This is a genomic window from Pseudooceanicola sp. LIPI14-2-Ac024 (assembly GCF_042188925.1).
Classification (GTDB): Bacteria; Pseudomonadota; Alphaproteobacteria; order Rhodobacterales; family Rhodobacteraceae; genus Pseudooceanicola.
Map to the genome: position 1 here is coordinate 684,436 of NZ_CP170102.1, position 24,832 is coordinate 709,267.

At 66.4% G+C, this 24,832-nt stretch carries 19 protein-coding genes and 4 pseudogenes; 9 read left to right on the plus strand and 14 right to left on the minus strand.

What is annotated here, in order from left to right; translation table 11 throughout:
• Positions 1-9: 9 nt before the first annotated feature.
• The 9 genes and pseudogenes from ACE2AC_RS03360 to pyrH form a co-directional block, all read right to left on the minus strand.
• On the minus strand, positions 10-669 hold the full coding sequence (locus ACE2AC_RS03360; protein WP_375690717.1) for an OmpH family outer membrane protein: 660 nt from the start codon (positions 667-669) through the stop codon (positions 10-12).
• A gap of 4 nt (positions 670-673) precedes the next feature.
• Positions 674-2,965 (minus strand): outer membrane protein assembly factor BamA, encoded by a 2,292-nt coding sequence (bamA, locus tag ACE2AC_RS03365; protein ID WP_375690718.1) that lies wholly within the window; start codon positions 2,963-2,965, stop codon positions 674-676.
• Positions 2,966-3,188: 223 nt separating this feature from the next.
• Positions 3,189-3,323 carry a hypothetical protein gene (locus ACE2AC_RS03370; protein ID WP_375690719.1) on the minus strand — a complete coding sequence of 45 codons (135 nt, stop codon included), beginning with the start codon at positions 3,321-3,323 and terminating at the stop codon, positions 3,189-3,191.
• Between the two features lie 128 nt (positions 3,324-3,451).
• On the minus strand, positions 3,452-4,795 hold the full coding sequence (gene rseP, locus ACE2AC_RS03375; protein WP_375690720.1) for an RIP metalloprotease RseP: 1,344 nt from the start codon (positions 4,793-4,795) through the stop codon (positions 3,452-3,454).
• A 15-nt stretch (positions 4,796-4,810) separates the two neighbouring features.
• Positions 4,811-5,987 (minus strand): annotated as a pseudogene (gene dxr, locus ACE2AC_RS03380) (1-deoxy-D-xylulose-5-phosphate reductoisomerase).
• 5 nt (positions 5,988-5,992) lie between these two features.
• Complete coding sequence (locus ACE2AC_RS03385) at positions 5,993-6,727, minus strand: phosphatidate cytidylyltransferase (protein WP_375692062.1); 735 nt, start codon at positions 6,725-6,727, stop codon at positions 5,993-5,995.
• A 79-nt stretch (positions 6,728-6,806) separates the two neighbouring features.
• Positions 6,807-7,481, minus strand: coding sequence for a polyprenyl diphosphate synthase (gene uppS, locus ACE2AC_RS03390; protein ID WP_375692063.1), 675 nt, complete (start codon positions 7,479-7,481; stop codon positions 6,807-6,809).
• A gap of 80 nt (positions 7,482-7,561) precedes the next feature.
• The gene (gene frr / locus ACE2AC_RS03395; protein ID WP_375690721.1) at positions 7,562-8,128 is read right to left on the minus strand and encodes a ribosome recycling factor; all 567 of its coding nucleotides are present in this window, start codon (positions 8,126-8,128) and stop codon (positions 7,562-7,564) included.
• Between the two features lie 74 nt (positions 8,129-8,202).
• Positions 8,203-8,937, minus strand: a complete 735-nt coding sequence (gene pyrH / locus ACE2AC_RS03400) for a UMP kinase (protein ID WP_375690722.1) — start codon at positions 8,935-8,937, stop codon at positions 8,203-8,205.
• Positions 8,938-8,978: 41 nt separating this feature from the next.
• On the opposite strand from pyrH, the pseudogene miaA reads away from it, so the two are divergent.
• The 6 genes and pseudogenes from miaA (at position 8,979) to ACE2AC_RS03430 (ending at position 17,395) form a co-directional block, all read left to right on the plus strand.
• A pseudogene (gene miaA, locus ACE2AC_RS03405) lies at positions 8,979-9,919 on the plus strand (tRNA (adenosine(37)-N6)-dimethylallyltransferase MiaA).
• 75 nt (positions 9,920-9,994) lie between these two features.
• Positions 9,995-10,801, plus strand: a complete 807-nt coding sequence (locus ACE2AC_RS03410) for a helix-turn-helix domain-containing protein (RefSeq protein ID WP_375690723.1) — start codon at positions 9,995-9,997, stop codon at positions 10,799-10,801.
• 241 nt (positions 10,802-11,042) lie between these two features.
• The gene (locus tag ACE2AC_RS03415) at positions 11,043-12,683 is read left to right on the plus strand and encodes an ABC transporter substrate-binding protein (protein ID WP_375690724.1); all 1,641 of its coding nucleotides are present in this window, start codon (positions 11,043-11,045) and stop codon (positions 12,681-12,683) included.
• Positions 12,684-12,792: 109 nt separating this feature from the next.
• A complete protein-coding gene (locus ACE2AC_RS03420) occupies positions 12,793-13,842 on the plus strand; it encodes an ABC transporter permease (protein ID WP_375690725.1) in 1,050 nt (349 codons plus the stop codon).
• Positions 13,843-13,854: 12 nt separating this feature from the next.
• A pseudogene (locus tag ACE2AC_RS03425) lies at positions 13,855-15,307 on the plus strand (ABC transporter permease).
• 3 nt (positions 15,308-15,310) lie between these two features.
• Complete coding sequence (locus ACE2AC_RS03430; protein ID WP_375690726.1) at positions 15,311-17,395, plus strand: dipeptide ABC transporter ATP-binding protein; 2,085 nt, start codon at positions 15,311-15,313, stop codon at positions 17,393-17,395.
• 66 nt (positions 17,396-17,461) lie between these two features.
• Here ACE2AC_RS03430 and ACE2AC_RS03435 read toward each other — a convergent pair whose 3' ends face one another.
• Together ACE2AC_RS03435 and ACE2AC_RS03440 are read right to left on the minus strand one after the other, a co-directional pair.
• Positions 17,462-17,983, minus strand: a complete 522-nt coding sequence (locus ACE2AC_RS03435) for a hypothetical protein (RefSeq protein WP_375690727.1) — start codon at positions 17,981-17,983, stop codon at positions 17,462-17,464.
• Positions 17,984-18,169: 186 nt separating this feature from the next.
• Positions 18,170-18,763, minus strand: a complete 594-nt coding sequence (locus ACE2AC_RS03440) for a lytic transglycosylase domain-containing protein (RefSeq protein ID WP_375690728.1) — start codon at positions 18,761-18,763, stop codon at positions 18,170-18,172.
• Positions 18,764-18,977: 214 nt separating this feature from the next.
• Between ACE2AC_RS03440 and ACE2AC_RS03445 the strand changes: the two genes are divergently transcribed.
• Complete coding sequence (locus ACE2AC_RS03445) at positions 18,978-19,487, plus strand: single-stranded DNA-binding protein (RefSeq protein ID WP_375690729.1); 510 nt, start codon at positions 18,978-18,980, stop codon at positions 19,485-19,487.
• Positions 19,488-19,786: 299 nt separating this feature from the next.
• Positions 19,787-20,587, plus strand: a complete 801-nt coding sequence (locus ACE2AC_RS03450; protein WP_375690730.1) for a LytTR family transcriptional regulator DNA-binding domain-containing protein — start codon at positions 19,787-19,789, stop codon at positions 20,585-20,587.
• A gap of 3 nt (positions 20,588-20,590) precedes the next feature.
• On the opposite strand, the pseudogene ACE2AC_RS03455 reads toward ACE2AC_RS03450, so the two are convergent.
• Positions 20,591-22,131, minus strand: a pseudogene (locus tag ACE2AC_RS03455) (helicase HerA-like domain-containing protein).
• A gap of 450 nt (positions 22,132-22,581) precedes the next feature.
• Between ACE2AC_RS03455 and ACE2AC_RS03460 the strand changes: the two are divergent.
• On the plus strand, positions 22,582-23,262 hold the full coding sequence (locus tag ACE2AC_RS03460) for an invasion associated locus B family protein (RefSeq protein WP_375690731.1): 681 nt from the start codon (positions 22,582-22,584) through the stop codon (positions 23,260-23,262).
• An 81-nt stretch (positions 23,263-23,343) separates the two neighbouring features.
• Here ACE2AC_RS03460 and ACE2AC_RS03465 read toward each other — a convergent pair whose 3' ends face one another.
• Entirely contained in the window at positions 23,344-24,552 is a 1,209-nt protein-coding gene (locus ACE2AC_RS03465) for a beta-ketoacyl-[acyl-carrier-protein] synthase family protein (RefSeq protein ID WP_375690732.1), read from the minus strand.
• Positions 24,549-24,809, minus strand: coding sequence for an acyl carrier protein (locus ACE2AC_RS03470; protein ID WP_375690733.1), 261 nt, complete (start codon positions 24,807-24,809; stop codon positions 24,549-24,551). The genes ACE2AC_RS03465 and ACE2AC_RS03470 overlap by 4 nt, the downstream gene beginning before the upstream one ends.
• Positions 24,810-24,832: the final 23 nt, after the last annotated feature.

The window sequence follows — 24,832 nt, forward strand, 5'->3', positions numbered from 1 at the left end:
GCGGGCGGGCTATTCCTGCGCCGGGGTCTCGTCCCCGGGCGCGGTTCCGGCCTCGGGCGCGGGCGTCTCCCCGGCGGGCGTCTCGGGGGCCGCGGGCGTGGCGGGGCCGGTGCCGTCGCCCGCCGTCTCGTTCAGCCGCACGATCACCTCGTCGGTGATGTTCGCGCCCTCGGCGCCCAGGAAGACGTCGCGCGATTCCAGGATCACCGCCGCCCCCGCCTCGCGCATGATCGCCTCGAGCACCGGGCGCGCGGCGGTCAGGAATTCGCGACGCCCCGCGTCGCCCTGCTGGCCGAGCGCGCGCGCCTTGGCATCCTGTTCCTGGCGGATCCGGCGGACCTTTTCGTCGAAGGCGTCGGCCAGCGCCCGGAACTCGTCGGGCGGCAGGGTGCCGCGCTTTCCGGTCAGGACCTTCTCTTCCTCGATCAGTTCGGATTCGATGCGCCGGTTCTCGGCCGCCAGTTGGCGGCTCGCCGCCTCGATCTCGCGCGCGATGCGCTGGCCGAGGTCGGAGCGGGCGAAAGCCGCCTCGCTGTCGATCAGCAGGATCGCCGTGGGGCGTTCGGCCCCGACCAGCCCGCCGACGTCCTGCGCCGACGCGGGCAGGCCCGCGCCGGAAAGAACCAGCGCGGCACCGAGGGCCGCCCCCCTCAGGACCGGCCGCAGCATCGCCTCAGAACCGTGTCGAGAGGGTCAGGTCGAACTGTTGCTCCACGTCGTACTCGGACTTCTTGAGCGCTTTCGACCAGTTGAACCGCAGCGGACCGATCGGCGTCGTCCAGAAGATCGACAGGCCGACCACGTGGCGGAGCGAGGCGTCTTCTTGCACAACGCTGTTGCCGGCGGCCACGTTGCTGGCGCCATCGACGCCCCAGACCGAACCGACGTCGTAGAACAGGCCGCCGGTGATGCCGTATTCCTCGGGCAGGCCCAGCGGGAACTCGGCCTCGAACTGGGCGACCGCGAAGAACTTGCCGCCGAGGGCGTCGTTCACGGTGTCGCCGTCGGTGGCGGTGTCGATCTCGCGCGGGCCAAGGCCGTCGGGTTCAAAGCCGCGCAGCGCGCTGCTCGACACCAAGTAGCGGTCGGTGACGCGGGTGGTGTATCCGCTGAACGGGCTAATCGCGCCGCCCTGCAACGTGGCGCGCAGGGTGATCTCTTCGTTCCAGACCTTGGTCTGGGCGATCGCCTTGGCCGAGGTCTTGACGTAGTTGGCGTCGCCGCCGAGGCCCGCCACGTCCTGGCCGAAGGTCACCAGCATCCCGGCGTTCGGGTTCAGGCCGGTCAGGCGGCTGTCATAGGCGAATTCATAGCCCACGGCCGACGAGAACAGCCCGCCGCGCGCCGCATCGGCGTCGATGATGCCGCCCACGGTGCCGTCCACGGTGATGTCGGTCCAGCCCAGCTTGTAGGCGGTCTTGAGCGTCATGTTCTCGGACAGCGGGAAGGTCAGCGCGGTGCTGAACTGCACGTTGTCGGTGTCATAGTTTCCGTTGACGTTGTCGGTCTCGAAATAGCCGATGTCGAAGTCGAAGGCGACGTCACGACCCAGGAAGGCCGGCTCGGTGAAGCCCAGGCGGTAGACCCGGCTGTCGACACCGCCGGCAAAGCTGAGGTTCAGCGTCTGGCCGCGGCCGAGGAAGTTGGTTTCGCGGAAGTTGGCGACGAGGCCGAAACCCGAGCTGGTCGAATAGGTGCCGCCGAACGACAGCGACCCGGTCGGCGCCTCTTCGACGTCCACGTCCACGATCACCTGTTCCGGCGTGGCCCCTTCGCGGGCCTGCACGTCGGCCGAGGAGAAGTAGCCGAGCGCCCGGATACGTTCCGCGCTTTCGCGGATCTCGCGGGCGTTGAACGGATCGCCCTCGGCCACGTCGAACTGGCGACGGATCACCTGGTCGAGCGTGGTGGTGTTGCCCTCGATGTCGATGCGCTGGACAAAGACGCGCGGGCCCCGGGTCAGCGCGAACTCGATGTCGAGCGTCTGGTCGCGGTCGTTGCGGGTGATCCTCGGCTCGACCCGGAGGAAGTCGATGCTCTGGTCCACGCCGAGGCGTTCCATCCGCGCGATCGCGTTCTCGACATCCACCGGAGAGTAGGTCTGACCGCTGCGGATCCGCACCGTGTCCTGGAACTCGGCCGCGTTGGCCTCGGGCACCTCGGAGACAGTGGTGATGGTGCCGAACTTGAACGGCTGGCCCTCGGTGATGTTGAAGGTCAGGAAGTAGCCGTCGCGTTCCTCGGACAGCTGGGCCTGTACCGAGTTGATGCGGAAATCGACATAGCCGCGCGACTGGTAGAAATCGCGCAGGACCTGCCGGTCAAAGTTCACGCGTTCCTCGGAATAGGTGTCGCGCTGGATCAGCTGGCGCAGGAACCCGGCCTGCTTGGAATCGATCACCCGGCGCAGGCGCCGGTCCGAGAACGCCTGGTTCCCGACAAAGCTCACGCGTTCGAGTTCGACGATGTCGCCTTCGAAGATCTCGAAGATCACGTCGACGCGGTTGTTGCTGCGGCGGATCACGCGGGGCGTGACGCGGGCGGCGACCCGGCCGTTCTGCGAATAGGCCTCGGCGATGGCCTGGGCGTCGGCCTCGACCTGGTTCGGGCTGTAGATGTAGCGCGACCGGGAATCGATGGCCGCCGACAGCGTGTCGTCATCGACCCGGCGGTTGCCTTCGAAGTTGATGCGGTTGACCGTCGGGAACTCGGTCACCCGGATCACCAGGGTGTTCCCGTTGGGCACCAGCTCGACCTTTTCGAACAGGCCCGAGTTGTTGATCCGCTGGTAGGCCGCGTTCAGCTCGGCCGCCGAAACCGTCTGCCCGCGCGGGATGCCCGCGTAAGACAGGATCGTGCCGCTGTCGATGCGCTCATTCCCCGCGATCGACACCGTGCCGAACTGGTAGTTCTGCGCCAGCGCCGGGGCGGCGGGGAGCACCATGAGAGAGCTCAGCACGAACATCGAAGGGGCAACCAGAGAGCCAAGACGTCCGGCCTTGTTCCGGCCGGTTTTCACTGCACGGTGGTTCGACTGCATTTCCCTGTCCCACTCTAATATCTTGTGGGAGTCGTGGTACCGGCTATGCAGCATGTTGTCAAAACGGCAAAACGCACGACCGGCTCGGGACGTGCGTTTTTTGCCTGAAATCGGGTGCGCGGTGACCCCTCGTCACCGCGAAACGGGGTCAGCCGAAGGACAACCCCACGAAGGCCGCCAGCAGCAGCGCGAGGGCGATTGCCGCGACGCTGAGGAACCGGTCCCAGTTCAGGACAAAGAGAAGGGACAGGCTGTTGTAGCCGTTCTGAATCGCATGAGCCATAGTCGGGGCTTTCCGTCGATGAAGTTGACCTTGGTTAGCGCGCAGTTTCGGACGGGAATCTGGCGGGATTCCGAATGAGAATGTGGCAACATCAAGGCAACTACCCCTGCCCCCCTCGGCCCGGCTGATCAGGGGCAGAAGATATCGTTCGTCAGGGCGAAGATCATCACCGACAGGACCAGCGTCAGGCCGGCCGCCATCAGGACCCGCAGCGCGCGGTCCGACGGCGGGCGACCCGCCACGGCTTCGTAGGCATAGAACACCAGGTGCCCGCCATCGAGCACCGGCACCGGGAAGAGGTTCAGCAGCCCGACCGCGGTCGACAGCGCCGCCACGAACCAGATGAAGCTTTCCGCCCCCTGGCTGGCCATCGCGCCCGAGGTCTGGGCGATGCCGATGGGGCCGGTCATGTTGCAGGTGCTGATCGCGCCGGTGATCATGTGCCACAGCCCCGAGATCGAGCTGCTCATGATCCGGAAGGTCTGCGCGATCCCGTCGCCGATCGCGGCGATCGGCCCGATCATCTGGGTCGCCGGCTCGAACGCCAGCCCGCCGACAATGCCGATCCGCCACTTGGTGGCAAACCCGCCGTCCGGCTGGGGCTCGTCGACCCGGCGCGGCGCCAGCACGAACTCCAGTTCGTCACCCGAGGAAGGACGGTAGACGGTGATCTCGATCGGGCGGCCCTCGGCCCCCTCGACATGGGTCTTGAGCTCGTCAAAGGCGGCGACCGGTTCGCCGTCGATGCTGGTGATGACGTCCCCCTTGCTCAGCCCGATGTCATAGGCCGCCGACTGCGGCGCCAGTTGCGAGATCAGAGGCGGGTAGAGGTTCGGGCCGGTGACGACCATTTCCTGCCCGTCCCGCAGGACCGTATAGTCCAGCACGATGTCGCGCGGCATGTTCTCGGCAAAGGCGTCCATCGCGACGGCATCCGAGAAATCCGGCACCGGCTGGCCCGCGATCTCGAGGATCTCGTCGCCTTCCTGCAGCTCGAACACCGCGCTCGGCAGCGGCTTCATCTCGCCCACTGTCAGCGGTTCGGCCACCTGGCCGCGCACCATGATCAGCACCGCGAAGACGATGATCGACAGGGCAAAGTTGAAGGCCGGGCCGGCAAAGACCGTCGCCGCACGGGCCCAGAGCGGTGCGCCGTGCATGGTGCGGCGGCGGTCCGTGGCGCTCAATCCCTGCATGGCGTCGGCATCCTTGCCCGAAGCGGCGTCGCTGTCGCCCATGAACCGGACGTAGCCGCCGAAAGGCAGCGCCGCGATCTGCCACCTCGTTCCCCGCCGGTCGACGCGCGACCAAAGGACCGGGCCGAAGCCCAGCGAAAAGACCTCGGCATGGATGCCCGACCAACGACCGACGATGTAGTGACCGTATTCGTGGATCGCGACGATGATCGACAGGGCTACGATGAAGGCGATGATGGTCATCGCGAACCCGCCGAACTCGGGCAGAAACGCCATTCGGAAATCCTTTTCTTACCTGTCGATCCTGCCGTCGATATAGCGCGCCGCCCAGCCCCGCGCCAATCCGTCTGCTCGCAGGATGTTATCAAGTGTGAATTCGGCATCAATAAGGCCCGGCTCGGCCTCGGCGCGGTCAAGAGTTCGCGGCCACGGTATCGGCCATGGCGGTAAACGCGATCTTTCCGGCGATGAAATCGTCCAGCGCCTGTTCCTTGGCCGCGTTCAGCACCGCACCCGACAGCCCGCCGCGCAGCATCACCTGCCGCGCGAGGTCGAGCGCCGGGTAGCGCTGCGGATCCGGCGCGCGGAAGGTCAGCGCCCCGATCCGCGCGAGGTCCAGCCGTTCGACCGGCAGCTTGGTCCGGTTCGGCCAGTTCAGCGCATAGCCGATCGCGTGGCGCATGTCGGCCGGGCCGAGATGCGCCATCAGCGCTCCGTCATTGTGGCCGACGAGGGCGTGGATCAGGCTCTCGGGGTGGATCAGCACCTCGATCCGTTCGGGATCGAGGCCGAAGAACTCGCGTGCCTCGATGACCTCGAGCGCCTTGTTGAACATCGACGCGCTGTCGATGGTGATGCGCTGGCCCATTGACCAGTTCGGATGGGTGGCGGCCTGTGCAGGCGTCGCGGCCACAAGCTGGTCGAGCGGCCAGTCCCGGAAAGCCCCGCCCGAGGCGGTCAGGATCAGCCGTTCCACCGCCGCCACGTCCTCACCCGCGAGGCACTGGAAGGCCGCCGAATGTTCGCTGTCGACCGGCAGAATGGTGGCCCCGCGGCGCTTGGCCTCTGCCATCACCAGCGGACCGGCGGCGACCAGCGTTTCCTTGTTGGCGAGGGCCAGCGTCGCGCCTTGTTCCAGGGCCGCCAGGCCGGGCTCGAGCCCCGCGGCACCGACGATGGCAGACATCACCCAGTCGGCCGGGCGACTGGCGGCCTCGCAAAGCGCCCGCGCCCCGGCAGCGGCCTCGATCCCGGACCCGTCCAGCGCGGCGCGCAGGTCATCCAGGGCGTCGTCGAAGGCGGTGATCGCGACCTCCGCCTTCAGCCGCCGCGCGTCCGCGGCCAGCTGCGCGATGTTGCGTCCGCCGGTCAGCGCGACGACGTCGTAGCACTCCGGCTGCCGTGCAATGAGGTCAATCGTGCTCTGACCGATCGAGCCGGTCGCCCCCAGGATCGTGATGCGCCGCATGAGACCTATCCCAGCCCCGGCAGGATGCCGACCAGCGGCCCCGCGAGCAGAAGGAAGAGTGCGCCGCCCAGCATCCCGTCGAACCGGTCGAGCAGCCCGCCATGGCCGGGGATCAGGTGAGAGCTGTCCTTGACCCCCACCTTACGCTTGATCGCGCTTTCCGCGATGTCGCCCATCTGAGAGGCCATCGAGACCGCGATGCTGATGAAGGCCAGCTGTCCGCCGACGTCCGAGATCCCGCCGAACAGCAGCCCGACGATTGCCGCGCCGACCCAGCCCGCGATCGTGCCGGACCATGTCTTCTTGGGGCTGACGCGCGGCCAGAACTTTGGCCCGCCGATGAAGCGTCCGGCGAAGTAGCCCATGACATCGGTCGCCACGACCACCGCCACCAGCCACAGGAGCCAGCCAAAGCCCAGTTCGTCCCGGATCTGGATCATCCCGAAGGCCGCGATCAGGATCACGGCGCAGTAGCTCATGAACATCGTCCGCTTGCTGGGCACCAGCGACAGCGACACCATCGAGGGCGCGAGCAGCAGCGGCAGGGCCACGTAGGGCGGGACATAGGTGGCAATAGTCAGCGCGAGAAGGCCCGCACCCGCCATCTGCCATGCGACTTCCGGTTTGGCCGGTACGACCATCCGGGCCAGTTCCCAGACCATGCCCGCGGCCACCAGGATCGCGCCGATGTGGAACCAGAGACCGCCCGCCCAGATCAGCAGGGCGCCGACGGCCACCATCACGATCCCCGAGAGAATCCGCGGCGCGAGGTCGGCCCAGTTTCGTCCGCCACCGGTCGGAGGCGCTTCCTCGGCCATGTCAGACAGCGATCCCGCCGTAGCGGCGTTCGCGCCCGGCATAGCTGCGCACGACCTGGGCAAAGATCTCGTTGGTGAAATCGGGCCAGAGCGTTTCGATGAACTCGTATTCGGCATAGGCCGACTGCCAGAGCAGGAAGTTCGATATCCGTGCCTCGCCGCTGGTGCGGATCACGAGATCAGGGTCGGGCAGCACGCAGGTGTCGAGGTAACGCGGCAGCGTCTCCTCGTCGATCTTCTGCGGGTCGAGCTTGCCCTGCGCCACGTCGCAGGCCAGTCGCTTGGTGGCGCGCGCCACCTCGTCCCGGCCGCCGTAGTTGATCGCGATGGTGAGGTTGGTGCCCGTGCAATGCGCGGTATATTCCTCGAGCTCGTCCATCAGGTTACGCAGCTTCTCGTCCAGGCCCGGACGGTCGCCGATGAAGCGGACGCGCACGTTGTGCTCGCGCAGCGCCCGCGCCTCTTTCTTGATGTAAGAGCGGAAGAGGCTCATCAGCCCCGCCACCTCGCGCTGCGTGCGCTTCCAGTTCTCGGTCGAGAAGGCAAAGATCGTCAGGTAGTCGACGCCGAGATCGGGGCAGGCCTCGACGACCTCGCGCACCCGTTTGGCACCCGCGTGATGGCCGAAGAGGCGCGGCTGGCCACGCCGTTCGGCCCAGCGACCGTTGCCGTCCATGATGATGGCGACGTGGCGCGGGCCGGATGCGAATTCTGTGACGTCTTCGGGCAAGGCGCCCTCCCTGATCGGGTCAGGCCTCAGACCTGCATGATCTCGGATTGCTTCGATTCCAGCGCCTTGTCGACGGCGCCGATGAACTTGTTGGTCAGGTCCTGGACCTCGGTTTCCCAGAGCTTCACATCGTCCTCGGACATGCCGGCAGCCTTGGCCTTCTTGATCTGGTCCATCCCGTCGCGGCGGACGTTGCGGATCGCGACACGGCCATGCTCGGCATACTGCGCGGCCACGCGGGTCAGTTCCCGGCGGCGTTCCTCGTTCAGCTCGGGGATCGGCAGCATGATGATCGTGCCGTTGAGCTGCGGGTTGATGCCCAGGCCGCTTTCGCGGATCGCCTTTTCGACGGCGTTCACCATCGACTTGTCCCAGACGTTGATCGTCACCATGCGCGGTTCCGGCACGTTCACCGTGCCGACCTGGTTGATCGGGGTCGGCTGGCCATAGGCCTCGACCGTGATCGGGTCGAGCATCGAGGCCGAGGCCCGCCCGGTCCGGAGCGAGGCGAACTCGGTCCTCAGCGCGCTCATCGCGCCTTCCATCCGGCGCTCCAGGTCGTCGGTGTCGATTTCGATCTCTTCGTCAGCCATGCAATTACCCGTCGTCTTGGTCGCCCGCTTGGGCGGGACTGCTCTTTTATATCGCGGTTTCGCGACTGTATAGCTTAGCCATGCACCCGCGTATAGGTGCCTTGGCCTGCCAGAATGGTGCGGAAGCCGCCCGGTTCGTCCAGCGAAAACACGATGATCGGCATGTTGTTGTCGCGGGCGAGCGCGATGGCGCTGGCATCCATGACCTTGAGGTACCTCGACAGCACGTCGTCGTAGGTGATGCTGTCATAGCGCTCGGCATCGGCGTGCAGCTTGGGGTCCTTGTCATAGACCCCGTCCACCTGCTTGCCCATGAAGATCGCCTCGCAGGCCATCTCGGACGCGCGCAGCGTCGCGGCGGTATCGGTTGTGAAATAGGGGTTCCCGGTGCCGGCGGCAAAGATCACGATCCGCTTCTTTTCAAGGTGCCGGACCGCCCGGCGGCGGATGTATGGTTCGCACACCTGGTCCATCGGGATCGCGCTGACCACGCGGGTGTGGATGTTCAGCGCCTCGAGCGCGGATTGCATTGCCAGCGCGTTCATCACCGTGCCGAGCATGCCCATGTAGTCCGCCGTCGTCCGCTCCATCCCCTGGGCCGAGCCCGAGAGCCCGCGGAAGATGTTGCCGCCGCCGATCACCATGCAGACCTCGACGCCGAGATCGTGCACCGTCTTTACCTCGCGCGCGATGCGCTCAACGGTCGGCGGATGCAGGCCGTATTGCTGGTCCCCCATCAACGCTTCGCCGGATATTTTCAGGAGCACGCGGCGGAAGGCTGTTTTGGGGATCTCGGTGTCTGCGGCCATGTTGCACTCCGTCGCGGCGGGGGTCTAGGATCGCGCGCAAACTGTCCGAAAACGCCGCGCGGTTCAATGCATCTTCGTCCCCATCGGCCAGACCGGGCCGAGAGCCCATGAAAACACCTGAGAATCTGGATCCTGCGCGGCCCGTCCTGATCGCCGGGCCGACTGCCTCGGGCAAGTCGGCCCTGGCGATGGAGATCGCGGCGCGCGACGGCGGGGTGATCGTGAACGCCGATGCCAGCCAGGTGTTCGCCAACTGGCGGGTACTGACCGCACGACCGTCGGCGGCGGACGAAGCCGCCCTGCCCCACAGGCTATTCGGTCATGTTCCGGGCGATGCGCCCTATTCGGTCGGCCACTGGCTCCGCGACGTGGCGCCGTTGTTGTCGGGGCAACGAGTGATCCTCGTCGGTGGCACCGGGCTCTATTTCAACGCTTTGACCGAAGGGTTGGCCGAGATCCCCGAGACCCCGGTCGAGGTGCGGACCGAGGCCGACGCAATGCGCGAGGCCGGCGCGCTCGACCAAATGATCGCCGCGCTCGACGCCGCGACCCTGGCGCGGATCGACCGGCAGAACCCGATGCGGGTCCAGCGCGCCTGGGAGGTGCAGCGCGCCACCGGGCGGGGCATCGCCGCATGGCAGGACGATACCCCGCCGCCGCTCCTGCCGCTGGCGGATGCGCAACCGCTTCTGGTGACCGCCGGGCGCGACTGGCTCAACGACCGCATCGCCCGTCGCTTCGACGCCATGCTGGCGGGTGGCGCGCTGGAGGAGGCCCGCGCGAACCTTGCCAGCTGGGACCCTGCCCTGCCCTCGGCCAAGGCCATCGGCGCGCCTGAACTGATCGCGCATCTCAGGGGGAAACGTCACTCTACGACGCGCGGGAGGCCGCCACCATAGCCACCCGGCAATATGCCAAGCGGCAGCGCACATGGTTCCGTGCACGGATGAAGTCGTGGCGGGCGATCACGGCCGAGAGCTGAAGGGATTTACATTTTCGGACCGCCAGCCTAGGGTTTCGACACGATTTTGCCTCATTTCAGCCACAAACTGAACAAATGGACGCAAACACCGCGGAAGTGCCCCACCTCTGGACCCTGGGTCAGCTGGCCCGGGGCGGATCGTGGCGCCTCACCCTGCCCCATGCCAGCACCTCGGACCTTTTCATCTGGACCACCCGCGGACAAGGCATCGCGCACCTGAACGGCCGCCGCCGCGGGCTGGGTGTGCACAACGCCCTGCTGATCCCGGCCGGTGCGATGTTCTCGATCGACCCGGGCAAGCAGGGATTTGGGCTGGCGATGACCGCCCCCGCCGGATCCGTCCGCGGCTTCCCGCGCGAACCGGTGCTGCTCCGCGTCCGTGACGTGCACATGCAAGGCGAGGCGACCGCCCTGCTCGAGGCCCTGCAGCGCGAACAGGCCACGCCCCGCCCGCTGGCGGGCGAAGCAGCGGCGGCGCATGCCGCGCTCCTGTCGGTGTGGTTCCGGCGCACCCGCGACGCGGTGCAGCCCGACGCCCCGGATGCCAGCGCCGCCGAACGGCTGGCCGCGGCCTTCACCGTGCTGGCCGAACGCCACTTCCGCACCGGCCGCCCGATGGCCGACTATGCCGAGATGCTGGATGTCACCCCGACCCACCTGACGCGCGTCTGCCGCCACTGCGCCGGGATCACTGCCGCGGGCATCCTCGGCGGTCGCGTCCTGCATGCCGCGCGCAGCGCGCTGGTCGACACCGCGCAGCCTGTCTCCGGCATCGCCCGCGACCTCGGCTTTTCCAGCGCGGCCTATTTCACCCGGTTCATCCAGCACCACACCCGCCTCTCACCAACCGCCCTGAGAAAGGCCGCGACGGCCGGAAAGTGACTGAATTTTCACCGGAAAAGGTTGCAACGACATCCGATGTCGTTTTTGACTGGTCCCGATGTCGCAAATTGACCCGAATATGCCGATCGGAAACGTTGACGCCAAGAAAGGCTCGTGCGGAAATACGGGGGGTCAGCCCGAAATCAGGGAAGGGCGCCGTGGCCGCCCGGGTCGACAGAGCTACCTACAAAGTCACCGACGGTGACCTTCACAAAAAAGAAAATGTCTCAGGGAGATGACGATGACCGATAAATCGAACCCGGCGCGGATCCACCCCGCCGCCCGGATGTACGCGGAGGAGTTCAAGGCCGGCCAGCTCGACCGGCGCGAGTTCCTCGCCCGCGCCTCGGCCCTGGGCGTCGCGACGCCGTTGGTCTACGCGCTCGGCGGCCTCGACCAGCCTGTCGCGGCCCAGAGCGCCGAGCCCCAGATGGGCGGCACGCTGCGCGTCCAGATGGAGTGCAAAGCGCTCAAGGACCCGCGCAACTACGACTGGTCCCAGATGGCCAACTTCACGCGCGGCTGGCTCGAGTACCTGATCCAGTACAACGCCGACGGCACCTTCGAAGGCCGCCTGCTGGAAAGCTGGGAAGCCAACGAGGACGCCACCGAGTACACGCTCAAGGTCCGTCCCGGCGTGAAGTGGAACAACGGCGATGACTTCACCGCCGCCGACGTGGTCTTCAACTTCGAACGCTGGTGCGAAGCCGGGGTCGAAGGCAACTCGATGGCCTCGCGCTTTGCCTCGCTGATCGACGCCGACGCCGGCACGCTGCGCGAGGGCGCGGTCACTGCGGCGGACGATCTGACCGTGGTGCTGAAATGCTCGGCCCCCGACATCACCGTGATCCCGGGCATGGCCGACTATCCCGCCCAAGTGGTGCACCAGTCCTACGCCGGCGAGGACCCGGCCGAGAACCCGATCGGCACCGGCCCCTTCCTGCCCGAGGAAAACAACCCCGGCGTCAACCAGGTGCTGGTCAAGAACACCGACCACGCGTGGTGGGGCGGTGAGGCCTACCTCGACCGGATCGAGTTCATCGACTTCGGCACCGACATGGCCGCCTGGGTCGCGGCCGCCGACGCGGACGAGATCGACATGACCTACCAGTCCACCGGCGAGTTCGTCGAGGTGCTGGACGCCATCGGCTGGACCAAGTCCGAGGCGGTCACCGCCGCCACGCTCTGCGTCCGCTTCAACCAGCAGCAGGAGCCCTATACCGACGTCAAGGTCCGCACCGCCCTGCAGCGCGCGACCGACAACGCGGTGGTGCTGGAACTGGGCTATGCCGGCCTGGGCACCGTGGCCGAGAACTTCCACGTCTGCCCGATCCACCCCGAGTACGCCGAGATCGAGACCCCGGCCCCGAACGCCGAGGAAGCGATGGCGCTGCTCGAAGAGGCCGGCCACGCCGAGACCGAGTTCACGCTGATCTCGATCGACGATGAATGGCAGTCGGCCACCTGCGATGCCGTCGCCGCCCAGTGCCGCGACGCGGGCATCAACGTGAAGCGGGAAATCCTGCCGGGTTCGACCTTCTGGAACGACTGGCTGGTCTACCCCTGGTCGGCGACCGAGTGGAACATGCGTCCGCTGGGTGTGCAGGTGCTCGCGCTGGCCTATCGCTCCGGCGTGGCCTGGAACGAGACCGCCTTTGCCAACGAGGAGTTCGACAGCAAGCTGGCCGAGGCGATGTCGATCAATGACGCCGAAGCCCGGTCCGAGGTGATGGCCGACATCCAGCAGATCATGCTGGACGAGGGCGTGGTGATCCAGCCCTACTGGCGCTCGCTCTTCCGGCACTACAAGCCCACGGTCCACGGGACCGAGATGCATCCCACCTTCGAGATGCATCACTACAAGTGGTGGATCGAAAGCTGATCCGACACCGCCGGGGCCGTGATCGCACGGCCCCGGCGCTTATCCAGCGGCCCCCCTTCGCACAAGAGCCAGCCATGGCCCCGGGCGCGCCGCCAGACAGGGATGCGTGATGCTGAACTTCCTCCTCCGGCGGACAGCCGCGATGATCCTGACGGCGCTCTGCCTCAGCTTCATCGTGTTCTTCCTGACCAACCTGCACCCGAACCTCGAAAAGATCGCGAAGTACGAAGGCAACAGCCGGATGTCCGACGAAGAGGTCGAACGCTGGCTGAACAACAACGGCTTCGACCAGCCGATGGTGATCCGCTATGCGGAGTGGCTGGGCGTCTGGCCCGGCTGGACGCGCGAGAATGCCGAGGGCGAGGTTGTCGCCGGCAAGTGCATCCCGAAAGGTTCGGACCCGGCCGAGGCGGCCAGCTACTGCGGCATCCTGCAGGGCGACTGGGGCGTCAGCCGGGTGTTCCGCGAGGATGTCAGTTCGATCATCGCCACGCGGCTGGCGCTGACCGGCAAGCTGATGTTCTGGGTCATGCTGCTGATGGTGCCCTCGGCGCTCCTGATCGGGGTGCTGGCGGGGATGCGCGAAGGCTCCCGCACCGACCGCACGCTCTCGACCTTCTCGATCGCCACCACGGCGACGCCTGAATACGTGTCCGGCGTGATCCTGATCGCGGTCTTCGCCTCGTCGGCCGTCGGGCTGAAATGGTTCAAGGGCACCGCGACCAGCGCGATGGACGACGCGACGTTCGAGAACTTCTTTCTGCCGGTGCTCACCATCTCGCTCTACGGGATGGGCTACATCGCCCGGATGACCCGCGCCTCTATGGCCGAGGTGATGACCGCGCAGTACATCCGCACCGCCCGTCTCAAGGGTGTGAGCTTTCCCACCATCGTCACCCGCCACGCCCTGCGCAACGCGTTGATCGCCCCCTTCACGGTGATCATGCTGCAGTTCCCCTGGCTGCTGAACGGCGTGGTGATCGTCGAGACGCTCTTCAACTACAAGGGCTTCGGCTGGACGCTGGTGCAGGCCGCCGGGAACAACGACATCGACCTGCTGCTCGGCATCTCGGTGGTGTCGGTCTTTGTCGTGCTGGTGACGCAGCTGATCTCGGACATCGGCTATGTCTACCTCAACCCCCGCATCCGGATTTCGTAGGGAGGACCGCGCATGGACACGCTGACCTGGACCGGCCTTCTCGGACCCGTCCTGAACCCGATCCTCTACGCCGCCATCGTCGTGCTGGGCCTCGCCCTCGTCGGGACGCTGCTTCTCAGCCTGCTGCCGGGCCGCGCGCCGGTGGTCCAGTCGGACGGCACCCTGATCGACCGTCGCGGCCCGGCCGACTGGGCGCGGCTAGTGATGCAGGGCGCGATCTGGGCGATCCTCGCCATTGCGCTGATCTACCTTGCCGGCGGGCTTGTCATTCCGGGGATCGAGAACAAGGGCATCATCGGCGCCGTCTCGGCCCGCTTCCTGCCGGTCTGGATCGCGCTGATCGGGACCTTCGTGCTGTCGATCATGTTCAAGCGCCGGTTGGGGCTCTACGGAAAGCTCTTTGACAATCCCATCGGCATGATCGGCTTTGGCCTGGTGATGTTCTGGATCTTCACCGCGCTCTTCGCCGGTCTGTTCGACATGATCCTGACCCACGACCCGCTGACCGCCGTCTCGGGAATGAAGAACAAAGCGCCCGGGACGCCGCTGAACGGCGCGGGGCCCGAGGACTATCCCTATTACCTCTTCGGTGGCGACAACCTTGCGCGGGATGTCTTTTCCCGGATGGTCGCGGGCAGCTTCATCGTCATCCGGATCGCGCCGCTCGCGACGCTCTTTGCGTTCATGGTGGGCATCACGCTGGGCCTGCCGGCGGGCTACGTTGGCGGACGGCTCGAACTCGTTCCTGTCGTTCGTGGCGAACCTGATCCTCGCCTTCCCGGTGATCCTGCTCTTCTACCTGCTCGTCACGCCCGAGATCGTGCTGACCGGCATCCCCTCCTACCTGGCCATCGCGCTCTTCGTCTTTCCGATCATCTTCGCGACCGTGCTCATCAACTCGCGCTACTTCACGGCGCCGGGCAAGCGGAACATCATCCTCGCGGTCGTGCTGGTTCCGTCGATCTGGCTCTACCTCTCGCTGGTCTCGGATCCGTTCACGCCGGTCAACTTCATGCCCGCCGGTCTCGACCTCTTCAACGTGCCGCCGGGGATACTGGTGGTCTTCGTCTCGGTCGTCTTCGTGAACGCGCCCACAGTCTTCCGGATCGTCCGGGGGCTGGTGATGGACATCAAGACCCGCGACTACGTGGCCGCCGCCCAGACCCGCGGCGAGGGCCCGTGGTACATCATGCTGTGGGAGATCCTGCCGAACGCGCGTGGCCCCCTGATCGTCGATTTCTGCCTGCGCATCGGCTACACCACGATCCTGCTCGGCACGCTCGGCTTCTTCGGTCTCGGCCTGCCGCCCGACAGCCCCGACTGGGGGACGACGATCAACGCGGGCCGAAAGCTCCTGTCGATCTACCCGCACGCGGCCATCGTGCCCGCCCTTGCCCTCCTCTCGCTCGTCCTCGGCCTGAACCTCATGGCCGACGGTCTGCGCGAGGAAAGCCTGAAGGACTGAGACATGGCTGACACCGACACCTACGACGGCCCGATCCTCGAGATCGACAACCTCTCTATCTCGTTCTTCACGCGCCTGCGCGAGATCCCGGCGGTGATGGACTTCTCCTGCGTGGTGAACCCCGGCGAGGCGGTGGGCCTCGTCGGCGAATCCGGCTGCGGCAAGTCCACGGTGGCGCTGGGCGTGATGCAGGACCTCGGCAAGAACGGCCGCATCGTCGGCGGTTCGATCCGGTTCAAGGGCCGCGACCTGTCGCAGATGTCGGATGCCGAGCTGCGCCATATCCGCGGCAACGAGATCGCGATGATCTACCAGGAGCCGATGGCCTCCCTGAACCCGGCAATGAAGATCGGCAAGCAGCTGATGGAAGTGCCGATGATCCACGAGGGCGTGAAGGAGAAGGAAGCCTACGACCGCGCCCTGCAGGTTGTCACCGACGTGAAACTACCCGATCCCAAGCGCATCCTCGACAGCTATCCGCACCAGTTGTCGGGCGGCCAGCAGCAGCGGATCGTCATCGCCATGGCGCTGATGTCGAAACCGGCGCTGCTGATCCTCGACGAGCCCACCACTGCGCTCGACGTGACGGTCGAGGCGGCCATCGTCGAGCTGGTGAAGGAGCTGGGCGCGAAATACGGCACCTCGATGCTCTTCATCAGCCACAACCTCGGGCTGGTGCTGGAGACGTGCGACTCCCTCTGCGTGATGTATTCCGGCGAGGCGGTCGAGCGTGGGTCGATCGAGGACGTGTTCGACCAGATGCGGCATCCCTACACGCAGGCGCTGTTCCGGTCGATCCCGCTGCCCGGCGCCGACAAGACCACGCGCCCGCTCAAGGCGATCCCCGGCAACTTCCCCCTGCCCCACGAACGCCCGCCCGGCTGCAACTTCGGCCCGCGCTGCGACTATTTCGAAGAGGGCCGCTGCGACGCCCGCGACATCCCGATGGTCGCCCTGCCCGGCGATCCGGATCACACAACGCGCTGCCTGAAGTTCGACGAGATCGACTGGAACGCGCCGCTCGTGGTCACCGACGCCAAGGAAAAGGCCCAGGTCGGGGACGTGGTCCTGCGGATGGAGGACCTCAAGAAGTACTACGAGGTCTCGGCCTCGACGCTGTCGTCCTCGGGCGGCACCAAGGTCGTGAAGGCGAACGAGACGCTGACCTTCGACGCCCGCGAGAGCGAGACGCTGGCCATCGTGGGCGAATCCGGCTGCGGCAAGTCGACGTTTGCCAAGGTGCTGATGGGACTGGAGACCGCCACCGAGGGCAAGATCATCCTCGACAACCGCGAGATCCAGGACACCGCGATCGAGAAGCGGGACACCAACACCGTGGCCAACATCCAGATGGTGTTCCAGAACCCCTTCGACACGCTCAACCCGTCGATGACCGTGGGGCGGCAGATCATCCGTGCGCTCGAAATCTTCAAGTTCGGCAAGACCGATGCCGAGCGGCGCGAGCGGATGCTGACGCTCCTCGACCTCGTGAAGCTGCCGCGCGCCTTTGCCGACCGGATGCCGCGCCAGCTGTCCGGCGGGCAGAAGCAGCGGGTCGGGATCGCGCGGGCCTTTGCCGGGGACGCCCGGATCGTGGTGGCGGACGAACCGGTCTCGGCCCTCGACGTGTCGGTCCAGGCGGCGGTCACCGACCTGCTGATGGACATCCAGCGCGAACAGAAGACGACGCTTCTCTTCATCAGCCACGACCTGTCGATCGTGCGCTACCTGTCCGACCGGGTGATGGTCATGTACCTCGGCCACGTGGTCGAGCTTGGCACCACGGACGAGGTGTTTGCCCCTCCCTACCACCCTTATACCGAGGCGCTGCTCTCGGCCGTGCCGATTGCCGATACCAGCGTCGAGAAGAAGCACATTGTTCTCGAGGGCGACATCCCCTCAGCGATGAACCCGCCGCCGGGCTGTCCGTTCCAGACGCGCTGCCGCTGGAAGGACCGGGTGCCGGGCGGGCTCTGCGAAAAGGAAGTGCCGCCGATGCGCAACTTCGACGGCCACCAGATCAAGTGCCACCTCTCCGACGCCGAGTTCGCCGAGATGGAGCCGGTCATCAAGATCGCCGCGGAATGAACGGAAACGGCCCGCCGCGCATCGCGCGGACGGGCCGTCCCTCGTGACTGAGATTACGAGGGCTCCTTAGTTCTTCTGCTGGACAGCGTCGTCCTGCGGCGGGGCCAGGTCGGCCATCTTGTCGTTCACGCCGGCGGCAAAGGCCATCACCATCGCCTGGTAGAAGTCCGCCTCGCTCGGCATGACGACGATGGCACCGGCCGGCGCCTCACCGGACTGCGCCGTCACCTCGATCGGGAAGGTGCCAGAGGGCTGGTCGGCGCCCTGGAAGGTGTAGGTCACGATACCGTCGAGATTGTTGAACTTGCCGTCCGGGCCAAGCGCCCCGTCATCCAGCGCGACCTCGGTCACCTTCACGTCGATCTCGAAGCCGCGACCGCCGTTCTGCGGGTTCTCGATCTGCGACCAGATCGCCTTTTCCAGGTCCTCGTTGAAGGCCGGGTAGAAATTCGTTACGTCCGAGACCGAAACGTTTTCAAGCTCGGTCGTCACCTGCACTTCGGACACCGGGAACGGCCGGTCCAGCGCCTGCACGGCAAGGCTGGAGGCGAAGATCAGGCCCATGGCAGTGGTTGCGGTTTTCAGCATCGTCTCGCTCGCTTCTTTCTCGTGTGGCCGCCGGTCGCGTTCTGTCGCGGTTTCGTGGCGGGTCAGCGGACAGGCAGCCTGCCCGTCTGACGGCTATCCAACACCGATGCCCGGCATTCGGTTCCCGAACGCCGCCCGTTGCAGGGGTTGCCTAAAGAATGAGGGACGCGCCCGAAGGCCCGGAAATCAGCGCCCTAGGATCGCCGCGACGTAATGCGTCGTCTCGTCGTAGGGCGGGACGCCATTGTACCGCCGCACCGCCTCCGGCCCCGCGTTGTAGGCCGCGAGCGCCAGCCGCCAGTCACCGAACTCGCGGAACTGCGTGGCCAGGTAGCGCGCCCCGCCATCGAGGTTCTCGTGCGGGTCGTGCGGATCGACCCCCAGCCGACGCGCGGTGTCGGGCATCAGCTGGGCCAGGCCGATGGCGCCCTTGTGCGACAGCGCGTCCTTGCGCCAGCCGCTTTCCTGCTGGACCAGCCTCAGAAAGATGTTCTCGGGCACGCCATTGCGCAGCGCGGCCTCTTTCGCCACGTCGAGGAAGGGACCGCTGTAGCGCCCCGCAAAGGCGGCACCGGTGTCCCACTTGGTCGGGGCGATCACGCTCGGCGGCTGCAGCCGGACCGAGTTGTTGTACTGCTGCGAGGCCCGCCGATCGAGCAGGTCGGTCTGTGACCGGAACAGCTTGACCCTTGATTTGGTGGAAACGGTGTCCGCGGCCCCCGCCGGCGCAGCAAGACAGATCGCAGCCAGAACGGCCAGCGCGGTTGCCCGTCGTGTCATGCCCAGTTGTCCCTCGTCGTATCGTCCCTTTCGCCGAGATTAATGCGAAATCGGCGCAAAAGGCCAGCCCCGGCGCACAGATGTGACCGCCACCGGGCGCGACAGGCCGGCAAAGCTCCGCGCGACTTGTCGTAAAACTTTACGTTTTGTTTCTGGTCTGGTGTAACCGTCGGAACCAATCAAACACGGAATCGACGTCGAAGAAGGGGAGCCCATGGCGGGATCGGTCAACAAAGTAATTCTCGTGGGCAATCTCGGGCGCGACCCCGAGGTGCGGTCGTTCCAGAACGGCGGCAAGGTCTGCAACCTGCGCATCGCGACGAGCGAGACCTGGAAGGACCGCAACACCGGCGAGCGCCGGGAAAAGACCGAATGGCATTCGGTCGCGATCTTCCAGGAGGGCCTGGTGCGCGTGGCGGAACAGTTTCTGCGCAAGGGCTCCAAGGTCTACATCGAGGGCCAGCTGCAGACCCGCAAGTGGCAGGATCAGTCCGGCCAGGACCGCTACAGCACCGAGGTCGTGCTGCAAGGCTTCGGCGGCACGCTGGTGATGCTCGACGGCCGCGGTGAAGGCGGCGGCGGTGGCGGCGGCAACTACGGCGGCGGTTCCTCGGGCGGCGGCTACGACGACCGGGGCGGCTATGGCGGCGGTTACGACGACCGAGGCGGCCCCTCGGGCGGGTCGTCCCCGTCGCGCGACCTGGACGACGAAATCCCGTTCTGATCCGCCGACCCTTCGTAAACAGGAAAGGCCGCCGGAACGAACCGGCGGCCTTTTTCCGTCCCGAAGGCGTGACATGGGGAATTCACAGGGATGGGTCGGGACGGTGTCCCCCTGCTGTACGATCGCGGCATGGGAGCGCGATTGCACAGCAGGGAAAGCTTAAAATCTTGGTTCTCGAATGTGTCGTGCTATGCGTCGGAAACTATACTTTCGAATAGACAACATGGCTGACTTGAAAGCAAAGCGACCTTCGTGAAAGGTTAAGATTATTCGCCAGATGAACCCGAGTGCATTTCACGATGCGTAGAATTTTCAGCGAATTCGGTACGGAACGGGGCCTGGCGGTCTTTGCCGGCACGATCCTGGTGCTCACCCTGCTGGGACCCTTCGGCTCTTACGAGGCGATGAGCCTCGGGTTGCGCTTCGTGTTCTGGACGGCGACCGTCACCAGTGTCGCGCTGCCGATGCACGTCGCCATGCACTATTGCATCACCTCCCGCCGGCTGGCCAGGTGGCCCCGGGTGGCGCAGATCGCCCTCGGCTCGGCCATCGCGGCGGTGCCGGGCGCGGGGCTCGTGTATTTCATCTGTGCGATCCTCTGGCCCGGCGCCTTCGACGTCGCGGAACTCCCCGTGGTCTGGTTCCAGGTCATGGCGGTCGGATTCGTGATCGGCTGCTTCCACTTCCTCGACTTCGGCGCGCCCGAGGCCGATCCCCAGGCACGCCCGCCTGCCCCCGAACCGGACACCGCCCCTGCCCCGCGGGTCGAGCCGGTGCCGACCGCGGCCGCGCCGAAGTTCCTGACGCGCATGACGCCGACACTGGGCAGCGACATCATCTCGCTCACCATGCAGGACCACTATGTCGAGGTCACCACGACCCGGGGCAACCAGTTGATCCTGATCCGGTTTTCCGATGCCCTGGACGAACTCGAGCCGATCGAAGGCCTGCGCCTGCACCGGTCGCACTGGGCCGCGCGGGCGCATCTGACCGGCATGATCCGCGAGGACGGGAAACTGCGGGCCACCCTGTCGGACGGACGCAGCCTGCCGGTCAGCCGCACCTACGCCCCCGACCTGCGCGAGCTCTTTCCCGACTGACCCTCAGCGCGATCGGAAGAGCCCGCCGAGGATCCCGCGCACGATGCGCCGGCCGGTGGTGCCGCTGAGTTCCTTTATCACCGCCTCGGTCAGGGCCGACCCGACCGTTTCGGGCTGCCCGCGCGGGCGCGAGGTGGACCGCGGCACGCGGGTGCCGCTGTAGCGCCGGGCCGACTGGTACTCGCGTTCCGCGGCGGGCTGTGCGTCGGCCGCCATCTCGGCCTCGGCGGCCGCCTTTGCCGCCTTTTCGGCCCGCGCCATCAGCGTCTCGTGCGCCGACACCCGGTCGATGGCGGTGTCGTACTTGCCGGCCACGGGCGATCCGTCGATCAGCGCGCGCCGCAGCGCCGGGTCGAGCGGCCCCAGCTGCGATGACGGCGGCCGGATCAGCGTGCGCTCGACCACCCCCGGCGCGCCCTTCGCCTCGAGGAACGAGGTCACCGCCTCGCCTGTGCCGACCTCGCGGATCGCGTCCTCAGTCGAGAACCGCGGGTTGTCGCGATAGGTCTGCGCCGCCTGTCGCAGCGCCTTGCGGTCCTTGGCGGTGAAGGCGCGCAGCGCGTGCTGCACCCGGTTACCCAGCTGGCCCAGCACGTCATCCGGCACGTCCGCCGGGTTCTGGCTGCAGAAATAGACGCCGACCCCCTTGGACCGGATCAGCCGCGCCACCTGTTCCACCTTGTCGATCAGCGCCTTGGGCGCCCCGTCGAACAGCAGGTGCGCCTCGTCGAAGAAAAAGACGAGCTTGGGCTTCTCGGGGTCCCCGACCTCGGGCAGCGTCTCGAACAGTTCCGACATCAGCCACAGCAGGAAGGTCGCGTAGAGCCGCGGCGCCGCCATCAGCTTGTCCGCAGCCAGGATCGAGACCACGCCCCGCCCCTCGGCATCGTGGTGCATCAGGTCCGACAGGTCGAGCGCCGGTTCCCCGAAGAGCCGCTCTCCCCCTGGTTTTCCAGCACCAGCAACCGCCGCTGGATCGCACCGATCGAGGCCGGAGAGATGTTGCCGTATTTCAGTCCGACCTCGGCACGGTTCTCGCCCAGCCAGACCAGCAGCGACCGCAGGTCCTTGAGATCGAGCAGCGCCAGGCCCTCTTCGTCGGCCACGCGAAAGGCGATGTTCATCACCCCTTCCTGCGCCTCGGTCAGCTCCAGCAGCCGGGACAGCAGCAATGGCCCCATCTCGCTGATCGTGGTGCGGATCGGGTGGCCGTCCTGACCGAAGAGATCCCAGAAGATCACGGGGAAGGCCGCATAGGCATAATCCGCAAAGCCGATGGTGCCCGCGCGCTTGGTGAAGGCGTCGTGCAGCTTGCCGTCCGCGCGGCCCGCGACGCCCAGCCCCGACAGGTCGCCCTTCACATCTGCGAGAACCACGGGCACGCCGGCAGCCGAAAACCCCTCGGCCATGATCTGCAGGGTGACGGTCTTGCCCGTCCCGGTGGCCCCCGCGATCAGCCCGTGACGGTTCGCATAGTCGAGCCGGAGGTGCTGCTGAACGCCGTAATCCTCTCCGCCGCCGCCGATGAAAATGCCTTCGCCCACGTCTTCCCCCGGAACTTTCGATCAAAAATACGCTTTGACCATACTTGCTTAATCAATAGCTGCCAGTGTGAATCGCGTTCGGGGGCGCAGTCCTCGCGCTCCCGGATTGACTTCCTCCCTGTCAGACTGGCCGTGCCTTCGGGCACGGTCCTTTTCGCTGCGAAAAACGCGGTGAAATCCCTTGAAATCGGGGTGAAACTTGCTTGTTGACGGAAACATGAAAACCTCTTAGCGTCTGGCCAATACAAAGTCGGCCAGTCCGACAGGGAGCAAGGGGAAGGGGGCCGCATGGCCCCTTTTCTCTTGTCTGCGCCTCCACGCGCGGTAACACGCGCAGGTGAACACTCGGCACCGGGCCAGCCCCTTCACGGGGCCTGACATTGGCCGGCACCCATGCTAGAGGCGGGGCAAGTTCAGGCCCCGCGCCACCCATCAAACCACAGGATCGAGATGACCCGACTGACTACACTTCTGCTCGCCCTGGCACTTGCCGCCCCGGTTGCCGCACAGGACACCACCGCCACCGGCGACGCCGCGGCAGAGACCACGCAGGACGACGCGGCAACCGAGTCCGAGGCGCCGGCGACCGACACCACCGAAGCCCCCCAGGGCGAAGAGAAATCCGCCCTCGACATGGGCGTCGATCCCGATGCGCAGCCCGGCGACGGCGTGGGCCAGGCCTACACCAAGGAAGAGATCGGCGACTGGCAGCTCCAGTGCGTGAACACCGAGAACGGCGAAGACCCCTGCCAGCTCTACCAGCTGGTGCGTGACGAGGATGGCAACCCGGTTGCCGAATTCAGCCTCTTCCGCCTGCCCGAAGGCAGCCAGGCCGTGGCCGGCGCCACCATCGTCGTGCCGCTGGAAACCGCGCTGACCGAGGACCTGCTGCTTGGCGTCGACGGCTCCAAAGGCAAGCGTTACCGCTTCTCCTTCTGCTCGCCGATCGGCTGCTTCGCCCGCATCGGCCTGACCCAGGCCGACATCGACGCGATGAAGCGCGGCAAGGAAGCCAACATGACCATCGTGCCGTGGCAGGCGCCGGACGTGAAGGTCCGCCTGAACATGTCGCTGATCGGCTTTACCGAGGGCCTCACCAAGGCCACCCAGATCGCGCCGCCGCAGCAGTAAGCGAAACGGCAGACAGTCAAAGGCTCGCGTCGATGACGCGGGCCTTTTTCGTTGTCGCGCGGTCGTGGGGTGCCCTGCCCCTCACACCTTCCGCAGGGCCAGAACCGCGTTCAGCCCGCCGAAGGCAAAGGCGTTGCTCAGCGCCACCTCGACCTTCGCCTCGCGCGCGGTGTTCGGCACGACGTCGAGCGCGCATTCCGGGTCGGGTTCCTCGTAGCCGATGGTCGGCGGGATCACCCCGTCGCGCAGGGCCATGATGCAGGCCAGCAGTTCGACCGCGCCTGTGCCGCCGATCAGGTGGCCATGCATCGACTTGGTGGACGAGATCATCAGCCGGTCGGCATGGTGCCCGAAGGCATCCGCCACGGCCGCGCATTCCGTCTTGTCGTTGGCGGCCGTCCCGGTGCCGTGCGCGTTGATATAGCCGACATCCTCGGGGTTGATCCGGGCGTCGGTCATCGCGCCGGTGATCGCGCGCGCCGCCCCCTGTTTCGACGGCATCACGATGTCCGTTGCGTCCGAGGTCATGGCAAAGCCGATCACCTCGGCCAGGATCTCGGCGCCGCGGGCCCTGGCGTGCTCCATCTCTTCAAAGACGAAGACCCCGGCCCCCTCGCCCTGCACCATGCCGTTGCGGTTGGCGCTGAACGGGCGGCAGGCGTCCTTGGACATCACCCGCAGCCCTTCCCAGGCCTTCACCCCGCCAAAGCAGAGCATGGATTCGGACCCGCCGGTGACCATCGCCGGCGCCATGCCGTGGCGCACCATCTGGAAGGCCTGCGCCATCGCGTGGTTGGACGACGCACAGGCGGTCGAGACGGTAAAGCTCGGCCCCTTGAGGTTGTAGGTCATCGACACGTGGCTGGCGGCCGCGTTGTTCATCAGCTTCGGCACGACAAAGGGATGAACCCGGTTCTTCCCCTCCTCGTAGACGGTGCGATAGTTCTCGTCCCAGGTCGACACGCCGCCGCCGGCGGTGCCCAGCACCACGCCGCAGCGCGCTGCCATCTCGCCGTGGAACTCCAGCCCCGACTGCGTCAGGGCCTCCTTGGCGGCATGAAGGGTGAACTGCGTGAACCGGTCGTAAAGCGCGATCTGCTGGCGGTTGAAATCGGCCTCGGGCTCATAGCCCTTGACCTGCCCGCCGATCTGGATCGACAGCCGTTCGACATCGCGCATCTCCAGCGCACCGATGCCGCAGCGACCCTCGCGCATGGCGTCCAGCGTTTCGGGAACCGAGTGACCGAGCGCATTGATGGTTCCCGCGCCCGTTATGACAACTCGTTTCACGCGTGCTGTTCCGCCACCAGCTTCTCGATCCCGGCCACGATGCTGCCGACGCTCGAAATGTCGAAGTCGCTCTGCTCCGGCTCGTTCGCGTTGAACGGCACCTGGATGTCAAACGCTTCCTCGATGGCAAAGATGCTCTCGACCAGGCCGAGGCTGTCGATGCCGAGCTCCTCCAGAGTGGCCTCGAGCGTCACGTCCGACGGCTCCAGCACGGCCTGCTCCGCGACGATCCGGATCACCTTGTCCTTGACGTTCATGATCTCGCCTCCCCATGCGCGGT